The organism is Streptomyces sp. NPDC006365 (genome assembly GCF_042870755.1).
Classification (GTDB): domain Bacteria; phylum Actinomycetota; class Actinomycetes; order Streptomycetales; family Streptomycetaceae; genus Streptomyces; species Streptomyces xiangluensis.
In genome coordinates this window covers 431,744-453,353 of sequence record NZ_JBIAHS010000005.1, presented here as the reverse complement: position 1 = coordinate 453,353, position 21,610 = coordinate 431,744, and the positions used below count along the sequence as shown (strand labels likewise).

The window sequence follows — 21,610 nt, the reverse complement described above, 5'->3', positions numbered from 1 at the left end:
TGCGTACGGTGCGGGAGTCGGGGTTGCGTCTTTACGGCGTGACGGCTCAGAGGTGGGCGTACACGTCGTCCAGGGAGATGCCGCGGGCGACCATCATCACCTGGACGTGGTAGAGCAGCTGCGAGATCTCCTCGGCGGCTGCTTCCTTGCCCTCGTACTCGGCGGCCATCCAGACCTCGGCGGCCTCTTCGACGACCTTCTTGCCGATGGCATGGACGCCCTTGCCGACCAGCTCGGCGGTGCGGGAGGTGGCGGGGTCGCCGTTGGCGGCCTTCTGCTGGAGCTCGGTGAAGAGCTCCTCGAACGTCTTCTTGGACATGGTGGCGCCCACTTTACGCGCAGCCGCCCGTTCCTCAGCGCCAGGGTTCGGATACCGAGCGCAGTGTGGCCGCGGTCGCGACGGCGGCCGTCACCGCCTCGTGTCCCTTGTCCTCGCTGGAACCCGCGATGCCCGCGCGGTCGAGGGCCTGTTCCTCGGTGTCGCAGGTCAGCACGCCGAAGCCGATGGGGACGCCGGTGTCCACGGAGACCTGGGTGAGGCCCTGCGTGACGCCTTGGCACACGTAGTCGAAGTGGGGGGTGCCACCGCGGATGACGACGCCGAGGGCGACGATCGCGTCGTAGCCGCGGCCCGCCAGGACCTTGGCGACGACCGGGAGCTCGAAGCTGCCGGGGACGCGCAGAACGGTCGGCTCGTCGATCCCCAACTCGCGCAGCGCGCGCAGTGCGCCGTCGACGAGCCCCTCCATCACCTTTTCGTGCCACTGTGCCGCGATCACCGCGACGCGCAGGTCGCCGCAGTTGCGTACGGACAGTTCAGGTGCACCCTTGCCGCTCACGTGTCTCCTCAGCGTTCTTTTCGTGCTCTTACTGGTTGCCGCAGGGGGACGCGGTGGTCGTGTCCAGCCAGGGCAGGTCGTGTCCCATCCGGTCCCGCTTGGTGCGCAGGTAGCGGAGGTTGTGCTCGCCCGCCTTCACGGGCATCGGCTCGCGGTCGGTGACCTTGAGGCCGTGGCGGACGAGCGCGTCGGTCTTGTCGGGGTTGTTGGTCATCAGCCGCAGGCTGCGTACGCCGAGATCCTCGAGGATCTGCGCGCCCGCGCCGTAGTCCCGGGCGTCGGCGGGCAGGCCCAGCTCCAGGTTGGCGTCGAGGGTGTCACGACCGCGTTCCTGGAGCTCGTAGGCGCGCAGCTTGGACAGCAGCCCGATGCCGCGCCCCTCGTGCCCGCGCAGGTAGACCACCACTCCCCTGCCCTCGGCGTGGATGCGCTCCAGGGAGGCCTCCAGCTGGGGGCCGCAGTCGCAGCGCAGCGAGTGGAAGATGTCGCCGGTGAGGCACTCGGAGTGGACGCGGACGAGGACGTCCTCGCCGTCGCCGATCTCGCCGTGGACGAGGGCGACGTGCTCGACGCCGTCGACGGTGGAGCGGTAGCCGTATGCCGTGAACTCACCGTAGGCAGTGGGCAGTTGGGTCTGGGCCTCGCGGCGGACGGTGGGCTCGGATGTGCGGCGGTAGGCGATGAGGTCCTCGATGGAGATGATCGTCAGGCCGTGCTTGCGGGCGAAGGGGACGAGTTCGGGCAGGCGCAGCATCCGGCCGTCCTCGCCGGCGATCTCGACGATGGCGCCGGCCGGGCGCAGCCCCGCGAGCCGGGCGAGGTCGACGGCGGCCTCGGTGTGGCCGTCGCGGACGAGCACGCCGCCGGGCTTGGCGCGCAGCGGGAAGATGTGGCCGGGGCGGACCAGGTCCGTCGGCTCGGCCGTACCGCTTGCCAGGAGTTGAAGCGTGGTGGCCCGGTCGGAGGCGGAGATCCCGGTGGTCACACCGTGTGCGGCGGAGGCGTCCACGGAGACGGTGAACGCGGTCTTCATCGACTCGGTGTTGTCGTCGACCATCTGGGGGAGCCGCAGCCGGTCCAGTTCGTCGCCCTCCATCGGGGCGCAGATCAGGCCGCGGCACTCGCTCATCATGAAGGCGATGATCTCGGGGGTCGCCTTCTCGGCGGCGATGACGAGGTCGCCCTCGTTCTCCCGGTCCTCGTCGTCGACGACCACGACCGGGCGGCCCGCCGCGATGTCGGCGATGGCCTGCTCGATGGGGTCGAGGGTGAGGTCCTCGAAGCCTTCGGTGCTGTACAGGATGGGTGCCGCAGTCATGCGGGGGCTCCTTCCAGGACGGGCTGCGCGCTCTGCCGCGAGCGCAGCCACCAGTCGCGCATGCCCCACAGGACGAGTGCGCCGTAGATGATGTAGACGAAGCCGGAGAAGGCGAAGCCGTTGGCGAAGTTGAGCGGCACGCCCACGAGGTCGACCAGCAGCCAGGCGAACCAGAACTCGACCATGCCGCGCGCCTGGGCGTACATGGCGACGATCGTGCCGACGAAGATGTACGCGTCCGGCCAGGGGTCCCAGGAGAGGGTCGGGTACGCGGTGAACAGTCCGCCGACCGCCAGGGTGCCGAGCGCGGCGGCGCCGACCAGGTAGGCGCGCTCGCGCCAGGTGGCGAACCGCACGGTGACGGAGCCGTCCTGCGCCTCCCGCTTGCCGCGGTTCCACTGCCAGAAGCCCCAGGCGGCGACGGCCATGACGACCACTTGCTTGCCGGCGCTTCCGGAGAGGTGGGCGGTCGCGAAGGCCGTGAGGAGGATGACGCCGGAGAGGAACTGGGCGGGCCAGGTCCACAGGGAGCGCCGCCAGCCGAGGGCGAGGGCGATCAGACCGATGGTGTTGCCCATCATGTCCGCCCACTTGATGTGCTGTCCGAAGACCGTGAAGGCCTCGGAGTTCAGCCAGTTCACCGCCCGGCCCCCTGGCTGCCGAGCAGCCGCTCGACGTACTTGGCGATGACGTCGACCTCGAGGTTGACCGGGTCGCCGGGCTGCTTGAGGCCGAGCGTGGTCAGGGCGAGGGTCGTGGGGATGAGGCTGATGGTGAAGTAGTCGGGGCCCGCGTCGACGACGGTCAGGCTGATGCCGTCGACGGTGATGGAGCCCTTCTCGACGACGTAACGCCTGAGGTCCTCGGGGAGCGAGATCTTCACGATCTCCCAGTTGTCGGACGGCTTACGCTCGATGATCTCGCCCGTGCCGTCCACATGGCCCTGCACGATGTGCCCACCGAGGCGTTCGCCGACGGCCATCGGTCGTTCGAGGTTGACGCGGGAGCCGACGGTGAGGACGCCGAGGCTGGAGCGGTTCAGGGTCTCGGCCATCACGTCGGCGGTGAACTCGTCGCCTTCGTGGTCGACGACCGTGAGACAGACGCCGTTGACGGCGATGGAGTCGCCATGGCGCGCGCCTTCGGTGACAACGGGGCCACGCAGCCGAAAGCGGGAGGCGTCGTCAAGATTCTCGACGGCCGTGACCTCGCCCAGCTCTTCGACGATTCCGGTGAACACTTCCCGGGTCCTCCTGCCTCTTCGGGCACGGACTCCGGGGCCTGTCGATGACGACAGATATGAACGGACGACGACACCGGGAACGACGCCGAATGAGACGTGTCCCTGGAACACGTCGAAACAGACGGCGGCGCGCACGAATGCCCGCCCGCCGCGCACTGCCTCCCATCCGGACTTTAACCGTCGGTCCAGGAATTTCACCTGGTCAACCGGCCGCTGGAAGCGACCGGGTCGCGGACTTTAACCGCCGGTTCGGAGTTTCACCGACCCCGGAGTGCGCTGCTTCTGGTACAGGGCCAGTGTGCCACGCCTGATCGATGCCTACGGGCCCGATGCCTGTGGGGTGGCTCACAGCGCATCTCGATGGACTTCACGGGACACTCATGACGGCCCAACTTCCGTACAGTCACGGCCCCTTGCGATTGGTCCATACCTATTGACGCACTGGTTCAGTCCTCTTAGGGTCTGCGTTCACCGATCCGCCCCCAAGAGCGACCCGGCGGCGGTGACGGAGGCCCTTGCCCCGCCGCCGGGTCTCCTGCCCGGCTACGGTCACGCTGGATGAGTGAGGAGCTGATCAGCATGACCACGATCCTGGTGACCGGCGGTACGGGTACGCTCGGCCGGCTCGTCGCCCAGCGACTGCGCGACAACGGCCACGAGGTGCGAGTGCTCAGCCGGCACTCCCAGCCGTACGCCGTCGATCTGCGCGAGGGCGGCAGCGGTCTTGACGCGGCGGTGGCGGGCGTGGACACGATCGTGCACTGCGCGACCACGACGCGCGGGGGCGACGAGCAGGCGGCGCGCCATCTGATCACGGCAGCGCGGGAGGCGGGCGTACGGCACCTCGTCTACATCTCGATCGTCGGCATCGACCGGGTGCCGTTCGGCTACTACAAAGCCAAGCTGGCTGTGGAGAAGCAGATCGAGGCGTCGGGGCTCGGCTGGACGATCCTGCGCGCGACCCAGTTCCACGACCTTGTCGCGATGCTCCTCCAGACCCTCTCCAAGCTGCCGGTCCTGTTCCTTCCGGCCGGGGCCGGCGACCAGCCCGTCGACGTGACCGAGGTCGCCGACCGTCTGGCCGGCCTCGCCACGGACGAACCCGCAGGGCGCGTCGACGACATGGGCGGTCCCGAGGTCCGCACGTTCCCGGACCTGGCACGCGCCTACCTGAAGGCGACGGGCCGCCGACGGCCGATCGTGAACGTCCCGCTGTTCGGCAAGGCGTACCGCGCCTTCCGCGCCGGCGGCCATCTGACTCCGGAACGGGCCGTGGGAAAGCGCACGTTCGAGGAGTATCTGGCGGCTCGGTTCGGGGGCGGGCGGTAGCGTCCCGTACGTTTTTCAGCGAAGCGTTACGGCGCGAACAGCTCGTCCTGCGCCCCCTCCCGCGCCATCAGCAACGCCCCCCGAAGCACCGCTCCGCCCCCCAGCGAACTGGCCCGCACCTCGGTGGGCAGAGGCGACAACCGGGTCAGCCGTTCCTGGACGCGACCTGCCAGAGCCTCGCCGCCGGCCTGCCCGATCTCCCCCGCGAGCACCACACACCCCGGGTCCAGCACGGCGATCACGGACGCGGCACCAATGGCCACACGATCGGCGAGCGCATCGAGGAAGTGGCCCGCCGCGCCGATCGCCGGCGCACCACTCGCCGCCACCCGGACCAGGGCCGCCGCATGCGGCTCCTGAGGTGGCAGGGACGCCACCACCCCGTACTGCTCGGCGAGTTCGACGATCGCCGCCGCGCCCGCGAGGGAGTGGAAGCCCCCGTCGCAGGCCGTCGCCGACGGCAGCCCCGTGGTTCCCGGGACCGGGAGGAAGCCGATCTCGCCGGTTCCGCCGGAGGCGCCCCGGCGCAGGCTGCCGTCGAGGACCACGGCGGCGCCGATGCCGTGACCGAGCCAGAGGAGGACAAAGGTGTCGCGGTCGAGGGCGGTTCCGGCGCGCTGTTCCGCCAGGGCCGCGAGGTTCGTCTCGTTCTCGACGAGGACGCGGGCCGCGAGCCGGTCGTCAAGGGCGGCGACGAGACGCCGGTGCCACTCGGGCAGGCCGGAGGAGTCACGGAGTTCGCCGGTGGCGGGGTCGATCAGGCCGGGCGCGCCGATCCCCACCGTGTGCAGCCGGTCGGCACCTGCCTCTTTGGCCGTACGCTCGACCAGCGTGACCGCCTGCTCGACGGCGGATCCGGTGCCCGTCTCGTCCCCGATCGGAACCGACGCCTCGGCCAGCACCGAGCCCAGCAGATCCGTGACGACCACGGACACGCCCTCGGTGCGTACGTCCAGCGCGGCCAGATGCGCGAGGTCGGCGACGATCCCGTACAGCCGGGCGTTCGGGCCACGGCGCTGCTCCCCCGCCTCCCCCACGACCGCGATCAGCCCGGCGGCCGTGAGGCGTTCCACCAGGTCGGCGACCGTGGGCCGGGACAGTCCGGTGAGCTGCTTCAACTGCCCTGCCGTCAAAGGGCCTTCCTGCTGCAGCAGCCGCAGGGCGAGCCGGTCGTTGATGGCCCGGGCAGTACTCGGAGATGCGGGCATGCCGGGATCCTTCCAGATTGGAGGGGCAAGGCGATCAGGGCCCAATATCCGCTATCTATCAGGTAGGGACCCTGATAGTTTACGTCGGCGGATCGGCAGAGCGGACAGGCGCGAGGGAGGGCCCAGAGACGTGAGTGAAGTGGTCTACGACAAACGCGAGTTGAGGCGCGCCCGGTATGCAGTGGCGACGGTCTTCGCCGTACACGGCGCCGTGACGGGCTCGTTCGCGACCCGCGTTCCGTGGATCCAGGACCACGCCTCGGTGAGCGCGGGCCAGCTGGGCGTGGCACTCGCGTTCCCCGCGATCGGCGCCTCCGTGGCGATGCCGCTGGCCAGCGGCATCGGTCACCGCTTCGGTGCCCGTGCGGCCCTGCGCGGACTGCTCGCGCTGTGGACGCTGGCTCTCGTGCTTCCCTCACTCGCGCCGAACCTCCTCACCTTGTGCGTGGCCCTCTTCGCGTTCGGCGCCACCGCGGGCATGTCCGACGTGGCGATGAACGCGCTGGGCGTCGAGGTGGAGACCCGTCTCGACAAGTCGATCATGTCGGGGCTGCACGGCATGTGGAGCGCGGGCGCCCTGATCGGTTCGGCGGCCGGCACACTCGCCGCCCACCTGGGCTCGGACGCCCGCCTCCATCACGCGCTGGCGGCCGTGGCGCTCACGCTGATCGGTGTGGCCGCCTGTCAGGGCGTACTGGATCTGCGGCCCACCGAGGACGAGGAGGCGCCGCCACGGTTCGCGCTTCCACCCAGGTCCGCGCTGCTCATCGGCGCGGTCGGGTTCTGCGCGGTGTTCGCGGAGGGGGCGAGCCTGGACTGGTCGGCGGTCTATCTGCGGGACGTACTCGACAGTTCGGCCGGGGTGGCGGCGGCGTCCACGACCGGCTTCACGCTCACCATGGCGATCGCGCGCCTTGTGGGCGACAGGGTGATCGACCGCTTCGGCCCGGTCCGCACCGTACGCGTCGGCGGCGTCCTCGCGACCCTCGGCGGGCTGCTCGTCGTGGTGGCCCCGAACGCGGTGGTCGCGATGAGCGGCTTCGCGCTGCTCGGCCTCGGCATCGCCGTCGTCGTACCGCTCTGCTTCGCGGCGGCCGGGCGCAGTGGCCCCAACCCCGCCCAGGCCATCGCGGGCGTCGCCACCATCACGTACACCTCGGGCCTGATCGCCCCCTCCGCCATCGGCACGATCGCGGACGCGTCGAGCCTGGTGGTGTCCTTCGGCCTGGTGACAGCCCTGACCTTCGGGCTCGCCGCGTTCGCGGGCGTTCTGCGCGCCGGCGGTCGGCAGACCGGCGGAGCACTCGCTTCACAGGAGCCGGTTCAGCGCGCCAAGTCGTAGGCGTAGTCCGGTGCGAACGTCCCCGGTGCGGCCAGGCAGCCATCGGACTCGCCCGGCAGCTTGATCCACAGGTAGCCGTCGATCCGGGCCTCGCCGGTGTTCAGGGTCGGTGCCTGGCCCAGTTTGAGGCCCGCCGGATCGCACCACTCGCCGGGGGGCGGGGCCCCGTTGCCGTTGCGACTGGTGTCGATGACGGCGCCGAGGCTCGCGGGGCCGCCGAGTGCGTCCAAGGTCTGCCGGACGTACGCGATCTCGCCGCTCGTACCGTTGAAGTTGGCGACGTTGCTGAAGATGCCGTCCGAGCCGGCGGCCGAGGCTGCGCCGGCCTGGCGCAGCAGCCCGGCCATGGTCGAGGCGGGGCGCCAGGTGGAGTGGCCCGCGTCGTAGTACACCCGGGCGTTCGGGTTCGCGGCCTTGAGGACACGGCCGGCGCGGGCCAACGAGGCGAAGCGGGCGCCCCGGTCACCTTCGGAGAGGCAGTCGGACAGGGCGATGGCGTCGGGTTCCAGGATCACGACGACCTCCCCGGAGCCGAGGCCCGCAGCGAACTTGTCGATCCACGCGTCGTACTCACCGAGGTTGCCTGCCCCGCCCTGGGAGGGCCCGCCGCAGTCGCGCTGCGGAATCGCGTACGGCACCACGACCGGGACTCTCCCTTGGGCCGCGGCGGCGGACGTGACCGCACGGACCCGCGAGGTGATGGTGTCCGGAGCGAACTCGGCGAACCACACTGCCTGCGGACGGTCCGCTATCCGGGACTCTATGACCGCGCGGCGCGGGTCGTTGCGGTTCGCGGCGACCCACTCGAGCACATTGGAATCGGGGTAGCGGTACAGATTCGTGGACACCTCGACGGACTTCGGCTGCTTCGCCTCGGGCTTCGGGGCCTTCGACGGCTTGGGGCTCGGCTTGGCCGACGACTTGGACGGCGAGGGAGACGGCGCAGCGGACGTCTTCGTGGGCGAGGAGGTCGGAACGGCCGGACCGGGCTCCAGGAACGGGGAGTTGGTCACCTCCGGGCGGGCCTCGTCGCTGCCGCCTCGGTCGTCGAGTGCGGACATCATCCCCGTCGCGGTGCCGACCGCCACGACTGCGGAGGCCACCGACACCATGGCGCCACGCCGGGCGGCGCGCCTGCGCTCGGCCTTGCGTTCGGCAAGGCGCCGGGCACGTTTGCCTGACACTCGGTGCTCCCCATCTTCCCGATCGAGCACGTTCCCCCGTTCTGGGGAACGTTCGGCCCGTCGGACCTTTAGCCACCCTAAGGGTGGGACGCTGCATCCATGGTCCAGTTGGAACATTTCGCGACACCCGTGGACAAGGTCGTATCTCATCTGCGCACGCTGAGCGCGACTTGGCCCGAGCGGGACGGTGTCGCGGTCTTCAACCGCGTCTACCTCACCGTCACGGAGGAGGTCGACCGGCACGTGGACGCCGGCCGATTCCCCGACGCTCAGGCGGCAATCACGCTGGATGTACGGTTCGCCGAGCGCTATCTCGCTGCCGTCGGGGCGGTGGCCGAAGAGCGCCGTCCGCCTGCCTGCTGGCGTCCGCTGTTCCAGTTCCGCCGCCATCCCGGCGTACGCCCCTTGCAGTTCGCCCTCGCGGGCATCAATGCGCACATCGGACACGATCTTGCGCTCGCCGTGGTAGACGCCTGTCGTACGCTCGACTGCGAACCCGTCCACCTGGAGGACGAGTTCGACCACGTGGGCGACATCCTCAGTACGCTGGAGGAGCGCATCCGCGAAGATCTGATGCCGGGCCCGGACGTCCTCCAGATCGCCGATCCGCTCACCCATCTGATCGGCTCGTGGAGTCTGGAGCAGGCGCGGGACGGAGCGTGGTCGGCGGCTCGCGCCCTGTGGGCCCTGCGCGCACTGCCCGACCTCGCCGACGAGTTCGCCCGCCGCCTCGACGCGGCCGTCGGTCTGGCGAGCCGGATGCTACTCACTCCCCTGCCGGATTGATCCCGGCCACACCGGCTCGGCATCGCCGAATCGGGGTACGCGGGCGTTAGGTTGACCGTTGAACTGCCTTAGGCGAACCGACGCGAAGGAGCGTACGCATGGCCACCAGGTTGGGTCTCTGTCTTCCTCAGGCGCCGCAGTACGACATGGGACGGGACGTGCCCGATGTGGCGCGCACCGCCGAGCAGATCGGCTACGAGAGCTTGTGGGTGTACGAGCGCGCCCTGTTCCCGGAGCCCGCGACGCAGGGCCTGTACGGCGTCCCGGGCCTGCCCTGGCCCGAGCACTACCGCAGCGTCCCCGACGCGCTGGTCACACTGACGCTGGCGGTCACGGCCACCGAGCGGGTCCGGCTCGGCACGGGTGTCCTGGTCGCCCCGCTGCACGGCCCGTTCCAACTGGCCAAGACGCTCGGCACGCTGGACGCGGCCAGTGGCGGCCGGGTGGTGGCGGGCTTCGGCACGGGCTGGTCGCTGGACGAGTACGCGGCGACGGGCGTCGCGCCGTTCGAGGAGCGCGGCAAGGTCCTGGACGAGGTCCTCGATGTGTGCCAGGCCGTGTGGGGCCCGGACCCCGTGTCGTATGAGGGCAGCCTCACCAAGATCGCGTCTGCCGTGGTCGGGCCCAAGCCCGCCCGGCCGATTCCGGTCCTGCTGCCCGCCAACTCCAAGAAGGCGCTGACCCGGCTCATCGACCGCGCCGACGGCTGGATGCCGATCGCCATGGGGGCCGAGCAACTCGCCACACAGTGGCGGCAGGTGCAGGACATGGCGGCCGAGCGCGGCCGGACGAAGCCGATCGAGACCGCAGTGCGGGTCAACGGCGTGCAGTACACGGCGAAAGCGTATGACGGCGCCGACCGCGCCCCGTTCCAGGGCAACGTCGAGCAGATCGTGACGGACCTCAAGGCCCACACCGAGCTCGGCCTCGACGAGTTCTTCCTCGACCTCCAGGCCTCGACGCGGGACGCCCAGGAGCTCAAGGACGTGGCCGCCGAGGTGTACACGGCGGCTCGGGCGGCCGGGATCTGACGTTCCCGCGTTTCTCGTGAGGCGGCCGGCCCGCCTGGCCTCAGTCCTCGGGCAGTTCCACCGGCGCTATCTCGTCGTAGACGTCGCCGGGCCCGGGGTTGGCCGGGTCGGTCGCCCCGCCGAAGTGGTGCATGACGCCCCAGACCGCGTTCAGCGCGGTCTGGACGGCGCCCTCGGCCCAGCCCGCCGTCCAGGAGATGTCGTCGCCCGCGAGGAAGATGCCTCGCTTGTCCGCGGGGAGCCGGTCCTGCATGAAGTGCGTGAACAGACGCCGCTGGTAGCGGTAGTGGCCGGGCAGGTTGGCCTTGAACGCGCCCATGAAATGAGGCTCGTTCTCCCAGGACACGGTCACCGGGCTGCCGATGATGTGCTTCCGGATGTCGACCTTCGGATAGATCTCGCCGAGCGACTTCAGCATCACCTCCATCCGCTCGTTCGCGGACAGCGGCAGCCACTTCAGGCTGTCGTCGCACCAGGTGTAGGACAAGCAGATGACGGCGGGGCGGTCCGGGCCGTTGTCGAGGAGGTAAGTACCGCGCGTCATACGGTCGGTGAGGGTCATCGACATCGCGTCACGCCCGGTTGCGTTTCCGCTGTCGTCGACGGCCTTGTCGAGCCAGAAGGGCCGGTCGACGGGCACGAAGAGCTTGCTCGACTCCATGTAATGAGTCCGCTCGATGGCCGTCCAGTGGTCGATCGGGAAGAGCGAGTCGTCGCAGTCGACCTTGGAGAGCAGCATCCACGACTGCGCGGTGAAGATCGCCGCCTGGTACGTACGGATCTCGCCGTGCGGGTCCGTCACGGTGATCCGGTTGCCGGCGGTGCGGTTCAGGCGCGTCACGGCGGGCTTCGGGATCCCGTCGTGCAACTTCGCGAGCGAGGTCCCCTGCGGCCAGTGCACGATCTTCTGCGGCTCGTGTTCCCAGAGCCGGAGCGGGAGTTGGCGGCTGCCGCCGACGATGCCCCGGTGGTGGTCGTCGGCCTCGGTGTAGACGACGCGCAGGATCTCGAGGATCGAGTTGGGGAAGTCGGTGTCCCAGCCGCCCGTGCCGAAGCCGACCTGGCCGAAGATCTCGCGGTGTCGAAAGGATCTGAAGGCCTCCGAGTCGCAGAGGAAACCGTAGAACGTCTGGTCGTCGAGCTTCTCGACCAGCCTGGCCCAGATCTCGCGGATGCGCGGGACGTCGCGCTCCCGCATGGCCTGGTTCATGTCGGAGAAGTCGGCGCCCTCTTCGAGGCAGGCGTTCCAGGCCGCCGCGACCTGGCGGTAGACCTCGGGCAGGTCGTCGATGGTCCGGGCGTAGTGGGACTCGCCCTTGAGGTCGACGACCGTCGAAGGCGTCACTTCGGCAAGGGGGTTGGGGAACGGCCGGGTCTCGAGGCCCACCAGGTCGATGTAGTGCTGGAGCGCCGTGGAGGACGGCGGGAAGCGCATCGCGCCCAGCTCGGCGGTGAGGGAGGGATCGCACCCGTCGAAGCCCACCGTCCGCAGCCGGCCGCCGATCTCGTCGGCCTCGTACACGACGGGCTTCAGGCCCATCTTCATCAGCTCGTACGCCGCCACGATGCCGGACAGGCCGCCGCCGATGACCGCGATCTCGGTGCCGTGTGCGGTCGCGGGGATCTGGCCGAGCCCCGCGGGGTGCGTGAGGAAGTCGTCGTACGCGTACGGGAAGTCCGGGCCGAACATGGTGATCGGCGGCTGCTGCTTGTCTGCGTGCTCGATGGCGTTGGGCACGGTGGACGTCATGGGGTGCGGACTCCTTGCGCGAAAGCTGCGGGGTGAGGCTGGAGGAGGTCAGACGAGGGACCTGTAGAGGCCGGGGCGGCGGTCCTTCAGGTACGGGTTCGCCTCCCGGGACGCAGCGAGGAAGGCGGGGTCGATGTCGGCGAGGACGAGTTCCTCGTCGCGACCGGCGCGGGCGCGCGCGACCCCGTCGGGCCCGGCCAGCGTGGAGAGCCCGACGAACTCGAACTCGCCTTCCGCGCCGACCCGGTTGACGTACGCGACGTACATCTGGTTCTCGAAAGCACGCACCGGTACGACGCACTCGGCGACGAACTGGAACGGGTGCATCTGGGCCGTGGGGACCACGAGCAGGTCGGTGCCGGCCAGGGCGTGGGCGCGGACGTTCTCCGGGAACTCCACGTCGTAGCAGATCATCAGCCCGATGCGGAGGCCGCCGAATTCAGCCTGGACGACCGGCTCGTCGCCCGGTGTGAAGTGGTCGTGCTCGAAGCAGCCGAAGAGATGGGTTTTGCGGTAGTTCGCAAGTCGGCTGCCGTCGGTGGCGATCAGCTGGGCGGAGTTGTAGACGGTCTCGCCGTCTCTCTCCGGATATCCGTACGCGACCGCGAGTCCGTGCCGCCCGGCGATCTCCACGACCGCGTCGGCCCAGTCCCCGTCGGCGGGCTCGGCAAGGCGGCGCACGTCGGCTCCGATCGCGTACCCGGTCAGGAACATCTCCGGTGCCACCAGCAGCCCGGCGCCCGCGGCGGCGGCACGCCCCGCGGCCTCGTCGAGAACCTTGAGGTTCGCGGCGACGGAGCCGGGGCGTCCGGAGCTCTGGAGCAGGGCGGTGCGCATGGGTGTTCCTCACCGGGGGCGGAGGGGGTTCGGGGGCCAGATCGACGGTACGGGCGGCGGCTTCGGGCGGACAAGGTGGTGTCGTTGCGCGTTTGAGGGCGGATCGTTGCGTACTTCGGGGGCGGCGCGGCGATTCGTTGCGCACAGGTGGTTTCACGGTCGGACCTTGGCGGTCGAGGCTCTGGCCAGCAGGACCAGCGCTGTCAGCAGGTACGGCACGGCGAGCATCGCGAACACCGTGCTGTGCGCGGCCTGCGCGCCGATGACCGCGTACACGCCGAACACGGCGACCGTCGCCAGCTCGGTGCCCAGGCTCGCGACGGAGGTGAGGGTGGCCCGGCGGACGTCGTCGATGCGGTGCTGGAGCCGGACCTCGGCGAGCACCTCGGCCAGGTGGAAACCGCCGAAGGCGACGGCGACGAGGGCGATACCGGCAGGTGTACGCGTCAGCGCACCGACGGCGAGGGCGAGCGCGGCGCCCGCGATCACCGCCGCGAGCCCGGTCGTCCCGAGGCGTTCGGCCGCTCCGGCGAGCAGGCTGCCTGCCGCGACCACTGCCCAGACCAGCAAGAGCAGGTAGGGCACCGTCTGGTCGGCCACGCCGGTGTCGCGGATCAGGAGCGGCGAGTACTCGTCGAGCGCGCCCCACACTGCGGCGACGGCCGGCACGAGCAACAGGGCGCCGCGCACGGAACGGTCCCGGTGTGCTTCGGCGAGCCCGGTGCGCAGGGTCGTCGCCCAACCGTCGTCCCCGGTCTCCGGCGGCACCCGGTGCTCCGGGAACCGGGTCGCCGACGCCGCGGTCAGCAGGCAGGCCAGGACGCTGACCGCACCGACGGCCGGGTAGCCGCCCAACGCGAGCACCGGTCCGGCCAGCCCCATCGACGCCATCGTGGCCAGCAGTCGCGCCGCCCGGGATCGGCCCATGACGCGGGCGTAGCGGTCGGCGGCGCCGAGCCGGTCCAGCTCCTCATAGACCAGCGCCTCCAGCGCGCCGGAGCCGAGCGCTCCGCCCGCGCCCCACAGGACGAAGCCGAGCGCGAAGGCCGCGTACGACGGGACGAGCACCCACAGGGCGAAGCCGGCGGCGGTGAGCAGCGGGCCGACCCACAGAAGAGTCCGCCGCGAGAAGGCGTCCGCCCAGGCACCGGAGGGGACCTCCAGCAGTACGCCGGTGAGCGACCACAGGGCGAAGAGAGAGGAGATCTGCCACAGGGACATCCCCGTGTCGGCGAACAGCAGGGCGTACACCGGGTAGAGCAGGACGAGGTCGTCGAGGAACGCGTAGCCGTACAGCGTGGCGGTGAGCCGCCGTGCACCGGTGGTCTCGGGCACACGCGCAGGTGAGATTGTCATGAGGCCTTCCCGCAGGGACGAATCGGACGCCGGAGGTACAGCGCCCGAGGCGGCCCTCGGGAGGCACGGCTGGTGGATCAATGTCGCCAGGTCATGGCACCGATGTTAGACGCGCCGGCGCCACCGGCCCAGGGAATAACGGTGGCCCGAGTCAGCCAGGCGCCCCCGAGGAAAACCTCCGCAACAACGGCGACAACACCAACACGGACTTCGTCCGCTCCACGAACGGCTCCCCGGCAATCCGCTCCAGTACCCGCTCGAAGTGCCGCATGTCGGAGGCGAAGACCTGAACGACCGCGTCCGCCTCACCGGTGACGGTGGACGCGGCCACGATCTCCTGATAGCGCTCGAGACCACGCCGAATGGTCTCGGGCGAAGTGTTGCTTCGGCAGTAGATCTCGACAAACCCCTCGGTCTCCCAGCCGAGCGCGGCAGGATCCACCCGAACCGTGAAGCCGGTGATGGCTCCGATGGCCCGCAACCGGTCCACGCGCCGCTTCACGGCGGGCGCGGACAGGCCGACCTCCTGCCCGATGTCCGCGTAGGAGCGGCGGGCGTCCTCGGCGAGGGCGTGGACGATACGTTCGTCGAGTTCGTTCAGCACGTAAGCGCTCCGCTTGAGATGCGGTTCGAATCCGCGGGTTCGTTGTGGCTGGTCGCGCAGTTCCCCGCGCCCCTCAAGAGGCCTGCGGCCTCCTTGAGGGGCGCGGCGGCATCGCCCGGCCGCGTCAGTCCCAGCTGGCATGCAGTGGCATGCCCTCCGCGTAGCCGGCGGCGCTCTGGATGCCGACGACCGCCTTCTCGGCGAACTCCTCGAGGGAGTTCGCGCCGGCGTAGGTGCAGGAAGAGCGGACGCCCGCGATGATCGCGTCGATGAGGTCCTCGACGCCGGGGCGGTCCGGGTCGAGGTACATGCGGGAGGTGGAGATGCCCTCCTGGAACAGGCCCTTGCGGGCCCGGTCGTACGCCGACTCCTCGCTGGTGCGGTTCCGGACGGCGCGGGCCGAGGCCATGCCGTACGACTCCTTGTACAGGCGGTCGTCGGCGTCCTGGTGCAGGTCGCCCGGCGACTCGTACGTGCCGGCGAACCAGGAGCCGATCATCACGTTCGACGCACCGGCCGCGAGTGCCATCGCCACGTCGCGCGGGTGCCGGATGCCGCCGTCGGCCCACACATGCTTGCCGTACTTCTTCGCCTCGGCGGCGCACTCGAGGACGGCCGAGAACTGTGGCCGGCCGACCCCGGTCATCATGCGCGTGGTGCACATGGCGCCGGGGCCCACGCCCACCTTGACGATGTCCGCGCCCGCCTCGATCAGGTCCCGCACACCGGCCGCGGCGACGACGTTGCCCGCGACGATCGGGACCTGCGGGTCGAGGGCGCGCACCAGTTTGATCGCGGTGAGCATCGACTCCTGGTGGCCGTGCGCCGTGTCGATGACGAGCGTGTCCACGCCGGCGTCGAGCAGCTGCTTGGCCTTGCCCGCGACGTCGCCGTTGATCCCGAGGGCGGCGGCGATGCGCAGACTGCCGTTGGCATCGGTGGCCGGTGTGTAGAGGGCCGCGCGCAGGGCGCCCTTGCGGGTGAGGATTCCGGCGAGGCGGCCGTCCTGGTGGACGGCGGGCGCGTAACGGCGGTTGGCGGTGTCGAGCGTGTTGAAGGCCTCACGCGGCTCGATGTCCGCGTCGAGCAGCAGCAGGTCGCGGGACATGACCTCGGCCAGCTGTGTGAAGCGGTCGACTCCGCGCAGGTCGGCGTCGGTGACCACGCCGACGGGCTTGCCGTCCTCGTCCACGACGACACCCGCGTTGTGCGCCCGCTTGGGCAGCAGCGCCAGCGCGTCGGCGACGGTCTGGTGGGGCGCGAGGACGATCGGGGTGTCGAGCACCAGATGACGGCCCTTGACCCAGGAGATGACCTCGGTGACGACGTCGATCGGGATGTCCTGGGGAATGACGACGATCCCGCCGCGGCGGGCCACGGTCTCGGCCATCCGGCGGCCCGCGATCGCCGTCATATTGGCGACCACCAGCGGAATCGTGGTGCCGGTGCCGTCCGGCGACGCCAGGTCGACGTCCTGCCGCGAGCCGACCGCGGAACGGTTCGGCACCATGAAGACATCGTCGTACGTCAGGTCGTAGGGAACCGGAGATGACTCTACGTAGCGACCGGTGCTGGCCTCGAGGAAACGCATAGACCCACAGTTTCACGCGAATTGGCGCAGGTCTCTCCCATGAAGACACAGCAAGAGACCCCCGCGATCAGGCAATCCTCCAGGGAGGTACGGGGCTCCCGTGTCGGGCAGGGACCTGCCTTACAACAAGACGTTACCGCGGTGGCATGAGCCGGCGTTCGAGTGCCAGTTCCGTGGTGGTCAGCGGAACTTCCGGGCACAGCCGCTCGGGGTGGCCGAGCGGTGGGGGCCGCAGGGGCGAGAGCTCTCGCGACGGTGGCGGTGCCGATACGCCGACCCACATCCAGCCGGCGGCGACCAGGGACGCGTAGCAGCCCCGCAGGAACCGCGTCACGACCCTCATGACCGCAGGGGGAGTCGGCTCCCGGTGCGCGCCGACCGGAAGGAGCGCCCCGCGGTGCGCCGCCGGAGCCGACCCGCCGCAGTCGGCAGGTCTTCACCGTCGGCGGACGTGGGCCCCGACCCGGCACCGGAGCTGCGAGGCGACCGCTGAGATCGACGACATCCATCGCTCCGAACGAGCATCGGGCCACCAGAACAGATCGAAACGACTCGGACAGGCATCTGTCGACCTGCCATGGGTGGCCGAGCGCACAGGAGCGCGGCTCGGCACCGTGACCGCTCAGTGCTTCTGGCCGGTCCCTCCCAGCACGAGCAGCACGGAGAGCCCGGCCGGCCGGTCCGCGGCCTCGGCGAACACGTCCTGCGCGATCTCCCACTCGTCCGGCCGCGCCTTGGCGTACGTACGCCAGCCCGTGACGACGATCAGCAGGCCGCGCTCGGCGGCGTCCGCGGGCCACACGGAGCGGTCGGTGAGGCTGTCGGCCAGCGCGTCCCAATTGCGGCCGAACCAGTCGGGCAGCTCCAGGGCGCGTACGCAGCGCTCCATGAAGCCCGCCTTGTCCGCGACCCCTGAGAGGTCCAGCGTGACCACGAGGCGGTCCGCCGCGTCGTCCGTCATCTCGGTACCGCCCTGCCTCGAAAGACCCATAGGACTCGTAAGAACAAGAGAGCGCGGTCCGTCAGCGGTCGAGCCGCCGACGGACCGCTGACGGGTCAGGGCCCGTCGGGGTCGGCCCTGTCCAGGGCCGGACGCGGCGCGGGCCCCGTCGTCATCAGAGAGTCCGCGGCCGATGTGTCGGTCACCAGGCTGGTGACCAGGCCGGAGCGGAGCACCGCGTCGATGGCGGCGGCCTTGCGCTGCCCGCCCGCGATCGCGACGACTTCGGGGATGCGCCGCAGCCGGTCGGCCTCGACCGTGATGCAGCGCTCCCCCAGATCCCGGCCCACGCGACGGCCCTGGGCGTCGAAGAGGTGCGCGGACATCTCGGCGGCGACACCGAGCGAGGCGTAGTGCGAGCGCTCCTCGTCGGTGAGCATGTCGTGCACCGTGGAGATGCCCGCCTCCCAGGAACCGATCGACACACAGGCGACCGTCACCTTGTCGAAGTACTCGAAAGCGCGGGCGATCCCCGTCTGGTTACGCAGCGCGGCGGCGGTGGCCACGTCCGGCAGCAGCATCGGGGCGTAGATGGGGTGGGCGTCGCCACCCGAGACCTGGGCGGCCCGGCGCACGGCCTCGACCGAGCCGCGCTCGGCCGTCCCGGCGTCGTACACGCCCGTCAGCTGCACCACCGTGCACGGCGGCAGCCGGTCGAGGGCCGCCGCCATGTGGATGGTGGACCGGCCCCATGCGAGGCCGAGCACATCCCCCTCGGTGACCAGCTCGCCGAGCAGATCGGCGGCCACTTCTCCGAGGTTCTCCGGGTCGGGCGACTCCTCCGCGTCGGCCGGGGACTCCACCACGACTGCGTGCCTGAGGCCGTAGCGGGCGCGAAGCGCGTCCGAGCGCTCCGCGTCCAGTTCGGCCGGGACACGGATCTCGATCCTCACCAGATCCCGTTCGAGGGCGGTCTCCAGGACCCGGGCCACCTTGAAGCGGCTGACACCGAACTCCTCGGCGATCTGGATCTTGGATTTGCCCTCGAGGTAGAAGCGGCGGGCCATGGCCGCCGCCTGCACGAGCTCAGCGGGCCCCATCCGCATGGCTGACCGGCCCGCCGACATACCCGACACGGCGATCTCCTCACTGCTGTTCACACTCTGGATTCGCCGTCATCCTTGCAGATCCGGCGTCCTTGATCAGCCCTGATGGGCGGCGTTCACGTTCCCTTGGCCTGGCAGTGGCTCAGTGGCCGCACGCCCAGGCCGCATGGGCCATCACCGCCTCCGCCTGGCTGCGCAATGCACGTACCGCCTCTGCCGGGTCCGACGCGCCGTACACCGCCGAACCAGCCACGAAGACGTCGGCTCCGGCCTCGGCGCAGCGCTCGATGGTCTCGGCCGAGACTCCGCCGTCGACCTGGAGCCAGAGCTCGAGACCGTGCTTGGAGATCAACTCGCGAGTCCGGCGGATCTTGGGGAGCATGATGTCGAGGAACGACTGGCCTCCGAAGCCCGGTTCCACGGTCATGATCAGCAGCATGTCGAGTTCGGTGAGGAGATCCTCGTACGGCTCGATCGGCGTCGCGGGCTTGAGGGCCATGGAGGCACGGGCGCCCTTGGCCCGGATCTCGCGGGCGAGCCGCACCGGAGCGGCGGCCGCCTCCACATGGAAGGTGACGGAACCGGCACCCGCTTCTACGTACTGAGGCGCCCAGCGATCGGCGTCCTCGATCATCAGATGGCAGTCCAGCGGCGTGTCCGTAGCACGCGCCAAGGACTCTACGACCGGCACACCGAGCGTGAGGTTCGGGACGAAATGGTTGTCCATCACATCCACATGGAGCCAGTCGGCCCCCTCGACCGCCTTTGCCTCCTCGGCGAGGCGGGCGAAGTCGGCGGACAGGATGCTGGGGTTGATCTGCACGGCCATGCTCTAAGCGTGCCATGCCCACCTGGGGTTGTTCCCCTCGGTCCGGATCTAGTCCCTTCTGCGCATGCGACATCCCATGACGGCGTGCCATTCTGGGCCGCCCACAGGCTCCACGTACGGCTACGGGGGTGGCCATGACGGACGTACGAGACCGGCAGAAGCGAGGCATCGCGCACCTGGTCTGCGGACGGCGGGCCAAGTGGCTGATAGTGGCGCTGTGGCTGGTGGTGATGCTGCTCGCGGCGCCGTTCGCGCAGAAGCTCACCGACGCCCAGGACAATGACGCGGCGTCCTGGCTGCCCGGCTCCGCGGAGTCGACCCAGGTCCTGGAGTCCTCCGAGGACTTCAGGCCGGAGCAGATCCCCGCGGTCGTCGTATACGCCCGCGAAAGCGGCCTCACGGCACAGGACCGGGCACAGATCTCCGAGGACGTACGCCAGCTCAAGGAGCTGCGCGACCACGGCATCCGCGGGGCGGAGACCCGAGGCCCGACTCTCGACCGGGACGCCGATCCGCGGGCGGCCCAGGTCTTCGTGCCGATCACGATGGACGAGAAGGGCTGGGAGCGGATCGCGCCGGCGGTCGACTCGATCCGTGCGGACGTCGGCGAGGGCGGCGACGGGCTTGCCGTGCACATCACGGGCCCGGGCGGTACGTCCGCGGACTTCTCCGAGGCCTTCGAGGGCATCGACTCGACGCTGCTGTTCTCGGCGATGGCCGTCGTCATCGTGATGCTGCTGCTCACCTACCGCAGCCCGACGCTGATCCTCGTCCCGCTGTTCGGGGTGGTCGTCGCGCTGTTCACCGCGCAGGCGCTGATCTACCTCCTCGCCGAGCACGCGGGCCTCACTGTGAACGGCCAGAGCGCGGGCATTCTCACGGTCCTGGTGTTCGGCGCCGGGACGGACTACGCCCTGCTCCTGGTCGCCCGCTACCGCGAGGAACTGCGCCGCCACGAGGACCGCCACGAGGCCATGGCGCTGGCTCTGCACCGGGCGGGTCCTGCGGTGATCGCGTCCGGCGCCACGGTCGTCCTGAGCATGCTGGTGCTGCTCGCCGCCGAGATGAACTCGACGCGTGGCCTCGGCCCGGTCGCCGCCATCGGCGTCGCGGTGGCGCTGCTCGCGATGCTGACCCTGTTCCCCGCCCTGCTCGTGATCTTCGGCCGCTGGATCTTCTGGCCGGTGATCCCGCACTTCGGCGCGCCCGACCCGACCGAACGCGGCGTCTGGGCCCGCATGGGCCGGCGTATCGCTCGCCGCCCCCGCATGATCTGGGGCGTCACGGCAGCGGCCCTCGCGCTGCTGTCGCTCGGCCTGATCCAGATGCGTGCGGAGGGGCTCAGCAACGCCGACGCCTTCACCGACAAACCCGACTCGATCGTCGGCCAGGAGGTGTCCGCACGCTACTTCCCCGCGGGCAGCGGCGATCCGCTGGTCGTCATCAGCAACCAGGCGCAGGCCCAGGAAGTCGGCCAGGCCGTCGCGGGCACCTCCGGCGTCGTACCGGAGTCCCTCGGCCTGCCACCGGGCACAAAGCCGCAGTTCGAGGGCAAGGTCCTCTTCGAAGCCACGATGACCGCGCCCGCGGACAGCGAGGCCGCGAAGGAGACGGTGGAGCGGGTACGGGACGCCGTCCACGCGGTGCCCGACGCCGACGCTCAGGTGGGCGGTGGTACGGCGGCTCTGCTGGACATGGACAGGGCGACGACCCACGACAACATCCTGATCATCCCGCTGGTGCTCGTGGTCGTGCTGCTGATCCTCGGTGCGCTGCTGCGCGCCCTGATCGCGCCGCTCCTGCTGATCGGCACGGTGGTGCTCTCGTTCGCCGCCGCGCTGGGGATCAGTGCGCTCGCTTTCCGTTACCTCTTCGACTACGCGGGCGAGTCGACGGACTTCCCGCTCTTCGTCTTCGTGTTCCTGGTGGCGCTGGGCATCGACTACAACATCTTCCTGACCACGCGCATCCGCGAGGAGGCGGCCCGGCAGGGCACCCGCCCCGGCGTGGTGACGGGCCTGGCCGCGACCGGAGCCGTCATCACCTCGGCGGGCCTGGTCCTGGCCGGCACCTTCGCCGCCCTCGGCACCCTCCCCATGGTGGCCTTCGCGGAGATCGGCTTCGCCGTGGCCCTCGGCGTACTCCTCGACACGTTCATCGTCCGCTCGGTCCTGGTCACGTCCCTGTTCCTGGACGTGGGCCCGAAGGTGTGGTGGCCCCACCGGCTGGCCCGGGAGGACAGCGGGGCCCCGCCGCCGACGACGCTCAGCGGCACCCCGGAACCAGCGTCGCGGCCGGGCGGACCATCGGAGTAGAA

21 protein-coding genes and 1 riboswitch are annotated in these 21,610 nt (G+C 70.3%); of the genes, 5 read left to right on the top strand and 16 right to left on the bottom strand.

Annotation, left to right across the window (positions count from 1 at the left end; translation table 11 throughout):
* Positions 1-46: 46 nt before the first annotated feature.
* The 5 genes from ACFYO0_RS18120 to ACFYO0_RS18100 are packed head-to-tail and all read right to left on the bottom strand — an operon-like array spanning position 47 to position 3,397.
* Entirely contained in the window at positions 47-319 is a 273-nt protein-coding gene (locus ACFYO0_RS18120) for a phosphoribosyl-ATP diphosphatase (protein WP_020128904.1), read from the bottom strand.
* A 34-nt stretch (positions 320-353) separates the two neighbouring features.
* Positions 354-839, bottom strand: coding sequence for a 6,7-dimethyl-8-ribityllumazine synthase (gene ribH, locus ACFYO0_RS18115; protein ID WP_386355165.1), 486 nt, complete (start codon positions 837-839; stop codon positions 354-356).
* Between the two features lie 28 nt (positions 840-867).
* Positions 868-2,157: a bifunctional 3,4-dihydroxy-2-butanone-4-phosphate synthase/GTP cyclohydrolase II gene (locus tag ACFYO0_RS18110; RefSeq protein ID WP_388676423.1), complete on the bottom strand. Its 1,290-nt coding sequence runs from the start codon at positions 2,155-2,157 to the stop codon at positions 868-870.
* Complete coding sequence (locus tag ACFYO0_RS18105) at positions 2,154-2,798, bottom strand: nicotinamide riboside transporter PnuC (RefSeq protein ID WP_388676420.1); 645 nt, start codon at positions 2,796-2,798, stop codon at positions 2,154-2,156. The genes ACFYO0_RS18110 and ACFYO0_RS18105 overlap by 4 nt, the downstream gene beginning before the upstream one ends.
* On the bottom strand, positions 2,795-3,397 hold the full coding sequence (locus ACFYO0_RS18100) for a riboflavin synthase (RefSeq protein ID WP_344388146.1): 603 nt from the start codon (positions 3,395-3,397) through the stop codon (positions 2,795-2,797). The genes ACFYO0_RS18105 and ACFYO0_RS18100 overlap by 4 nt, the downstream gene beginning before the upstream one ends.
* Before the next feature lie 151 nt (positions 3,398-3,548).
* Positions 3,549-3,679: riboswitch (FMN riboswitch) on the bottom strand.
* Positions 3,680-3,979: 300 nt separating this feature from the next.
* On the opposite strand from ACFYO0_RS18100, the gene ACFYO0_RS18095 reads away from it, so the two are divergent.
* Positions 3,980-4,729, top strand: a complete 750-nt coding sequence (locus ACFYO0_RS18095; RefSeq protein WP_388676603.1) for an SDR family oxidoreductase — start codon at positions 3,980-3,982, stop codon at positions 4,727-4,729.
* A 26-nt stretch (positions 4,730-4,755) separates the two neighbouring features.
* Here ACFYO0_RS18095 and ACFYO0_RS18090 read toward each other — a convergent pair whose 3' ends face one another.
* A complete protein-coding gene (locus ACFYO0_RS18090) occupies positions 4,756-5,937 on the bottom strand; it encodes an ROK family transcriptional regulator (RefSeq protein ID WP_388676417.1) in 1,182 nt (393 codons plus the stop codon).
* Between the two features lie 130 nt (positions 5,938-6,067).
* Between ACFYO0_RS18090 and ACFYO0_RS18085 the strand changes: the two genes are divergently transcribed.
* Entirely contained in the window at positions 6,068-7,279 is a 1,212-nt protein-coding gene (locus tag ACFYO0_RS18085; RefSeq protein WP_388676415.1) for an MFS transporter, read from the top strand.
* On the opposite strand, the gene ACFYO0_RS18080 is transcribed toward ACFYO0_RS18085, so the two are convergent.
* Positions 7,261-8,391, bottom strand: coding sequence for a glycoside hydrolase family 6 protein (locus ACFYO0_RS18080; RefSeq protein WP_388676600.1), 1,131 nt, complete (start codon positions 8,389-8,391; stop codon positions 7,261-7,263). The genes ACFYO0_RS18085 and ACFYO0_RS18080 overlap by 19 nt on opposite strands.
* Positions 8,392-8,562: 171 nt before the next feature.
* Here ACFYO0_RS18080 and ACFYO0_RS18075 point away from each other — a divergent pair, with 171 nt between their 5' ends.
* Both ACFYO0_RS18075 and ACFYO0_RS18070 read left to right on the top strand, forming a co-directional pair.
* Positions 8,563-9,249: a DUF5995 family protein gene (locus ACFYO0_RS18075; RefSeq protein WP_388676413.1), complete on the top strand. Its 687-nt coding sequence runs from the start codon at positions 8,563-8,565 to the stop codon at positions 9,247-9,249.
* Positions 9,250-9,347: 98 nt separating this feature from the next.
* On the top strand, positions 9,348-10,280 hold the full coding sequence (locus ACFYO0_RS18070) for an LLM class F420-dependent oxidoreductase (RefSeq protein WP_388676410.1): 933 nt from the start codon (positions 9,348-9,350) through the stop codon (positions 10,278-10,280).
* Positions 10,281-10,320: 40 nt separating this feature from the next.
* On the opposite strand, the gene ACFYO0_RS18065 is transcribed toward ACFYO0_RS18070, so the two are convergent.
* The 9 genes from ACFYO0_RS18065 to rpe form a co-directional block, all read right to left on the bottom strand.
* The gene (locus ACFYO0_RS18065) at positions 10,321-12,030 is read right to left on the bottom strand and encodes a flavin monoamine oxidase family protein (RefSeq protein ID WP_388676407.1); all 1,710 of its coding nucleotides are present in this window, start codon (positions 12,028-12,030) and stop codon (positions 10,321-10,323) included.
* Positions 12,031-12,078: 48 nt separating this feature from the next.
* The gene (locus ACFYO0_RS18060) at positions 12,079-12,867 is read right to left on the bottom strand and encodes a carbon-nitrogen hydrolase family protein (RefSeq protein ID WP_388676404.1); all 789 of its coding nucleotides are present in this window, start codon (positions 12,865-12,867) and stop codon (positions 12,079-12,081) included.
* A 153-nt stretch (positions 12,868-13,020) separates the two neighbouring features.
* Positions 13,021-14,223, bottom strand: coding sequence for an MFS transporter (locus ACFYO0_RS18055; RefSeq protein WP_388676401.1), 1,203 nt, complete (start codon positions 14,221-14,223; stop codon positions 13,021-13,023).
* Between the two features lie 151 nt (positions 14,224-14,374).
* Positions 14,375-14,827: an Lrp/AsnC family transcriptional regulator gene (locus tag ACFYO0_RS18050; RefSeq protein WP_388676399.1), complete on the bottom strand. Its 453-nt coding sequence runs from the start codon at positions 14,825-14,827 to the stop codon at positions 14,375-14,377.
* 124 nt (positions 14,828-14,951) lie between these two features.
* Positions 14,952-16,418 carry a GuaB1 family IMP dehydrogenase-related protein gene (locus ACFYO0_RS18045; protein WP_388676396.1) on the bottom strand — a complete coding sequence of 489 codons (1,467 nt, stop codon included), beginning with the start codon at positions 16,416-16,418 and terminating at the stop codon, positions 14,952-14,954.
* A gap of 133 nt (positions 16,419-16,551) precedes the next feature.
* A complete protein-coding gene (locus tag ACFYO0_RS18040; protein WP_388676394.1) occupies positions 16,552-16,761 on the bottom strand; it encodes a DUF6059 family protein in 210 nt (69 codons plus the stop codon).
* Positions 16,762-17,040: 279 nt separating this feature from the next.
* Entirely contained in the window at positions 17,041-17,379 is a 339-nt protein-coding gene (locus tag ACFYO0_RS18035) for a barstar family protein (RefSeq protein WP_388676391.1), read from the bottom strand.
* 95 nt (positions 17,380-17,474) lie between these two features.
* Entirely contained in the window at positions 17,475-18,518 is a 1,044-nt protein-coding gene (locus ACFYO0_RS18030) for a sugar-binding transcriptional regulator (RefSeq protein ID WP_388676389.1), read from the bottom strand.
* Between the two features lie 88 nt (positions 18,519-18,606).
* Positions 18,607-19,293: a ribulose-phosphate 3-epimerase gene (rpe, locus tag ACFYO0_RS18025; RefSeq protein WP_388676386.1), complete on the bottom strand. Its 687-nt coding sequence runs from the start codon at positions 19,291-19,293 to the stop codon at positions 18,607-18,609.
* A gap of 134 nt (positions 19,294-19,427) precedes the next feature.
* Here rpe and ACFYO0_RS18020 point away from each other — a divergent pair, with 134 nt between their 5' ends.
* Positions 19,428-21,608 (top strand): MMPL family transporter, encoded by a 2,181-nt coding sequence (locus ACFYO0_RS18020; RefSeq protein WP_388676383.1) that lies wholly within the window; start codon positions 19,428-19,430, stop codon positions 21,606-21,608.
* The last annotated feature ends 2 nt before the right edge of the window (positions 21,609-21,610 follow it).

Bases quoted from the DNA above. Each gene is read 5' to 3' on its own strand.
- ACFYO0_RS18120 (WP_020128904.1), bottom strand. From the start codon at position 319: ATGTCCAAGAAGACGTTCGAGGAGCTCTTCACCGAGCTCCAGCAGAAG.
- ACFYO0_RS18110 (WP_388676423.1), bottom strand. From the start codon at position 2,157: ATGACTGCGGCACCCATCCTGTACAGCACCGAAGGCTTCGAGGACCTC.
- ACFYO0_RS18095 (WP_388676603.1), top strand. From the start codon at position 3,980: ATGACCACGATCCTGGTGACCGGCGGTACGGGTACGCTCGGCCGGCTC.
- ACFYO0_RS18090 (WP_388676417.1), bottom strand. From the start codon at position 5,937: ATGCCCGCATCTCCGAGTACTGCCCGGGCCATCAACGACCGGCTCGCC.
- ACFYO0_RS18080 (WP_388676600.1), bottom strand. From the start codon at position 8,391: ATGGTGTCGGTGGCCTCCGCAGTCGTGGCGGTCGGCACCGCGACGGGG.
- ACFYO0_RS18075 (WP_388676413.1), top strand. From the start codon at position 8,563: ATGGTCCAGTTGGAACATTTCGCGACACCCGTGGACAAGGTCGTATCT.
- ACFYO0_RS18070 (WP_388676410.1), top strand. From the start codon at position 9,348: ATGGCCACCAGGTTGGGTCTCTGTCTTCCTCAGGCGCCGCAGTACGAC.
- ACFYO0_RS18065 (WP_388676407.1), bottom strand. From the start codon at position 12,030: ATGACGTCCACCGTGCCCAACGCCATCGAGCACGCAGACAAGCAGCAG.
- ACFYO0_RS18060 (WP_388676404.1), bottom strand. From the start codon at position 12,867: ATGCGCACCGCCCTGCTCCAGAGCTCCGGACGCCCCGGCTCCGTCGCC.
- ACFYO0_RS18055 (WP_388676401.1), bottom strand. From the start codon at position 14,223: ATGACAATCTCACCTGCGCGTGTGCCCGAGACCACCGGTGCACGGCGG.
- ACFYO0_RS18045 (WP_388676396.1), bottom strand. From the start codon at position 16,418: ATGCGTTTCCTCGAGGCCAGCACCGGTCGCTACGTAGAGTCATCTCCG.
- ACFYO0_RS18040 (WP_388676394.1), bottom strand. From the start codon at position 16,761: ATGAGGGTCGTGACGCGGTTCCTGCGGGGCTGCTACGCGTCCCTGGTC.
- ACFYO0_RS18035 (WP_388676391.1), bottom strand. From the start codon at position 17,379: ATGACGGACGACGCGGCGGACCGCCTCGTGGTCACGCTGGACCTCTCA.
- rpe (WP_388676386.1), bottom strand. From the start codon at position 19,293: ATGGCCGTGCAGATCAACCCCAGCATCCTGTCCGCCGACTTCGCCCGC.
- ACFYO0_RS18020 (WP_388676383.1), top strand. From the start codon at position 19,428: ATGACGGACGTACGAGACCGGCAGAAGCGAGGCATCGCGCACCTGGTC.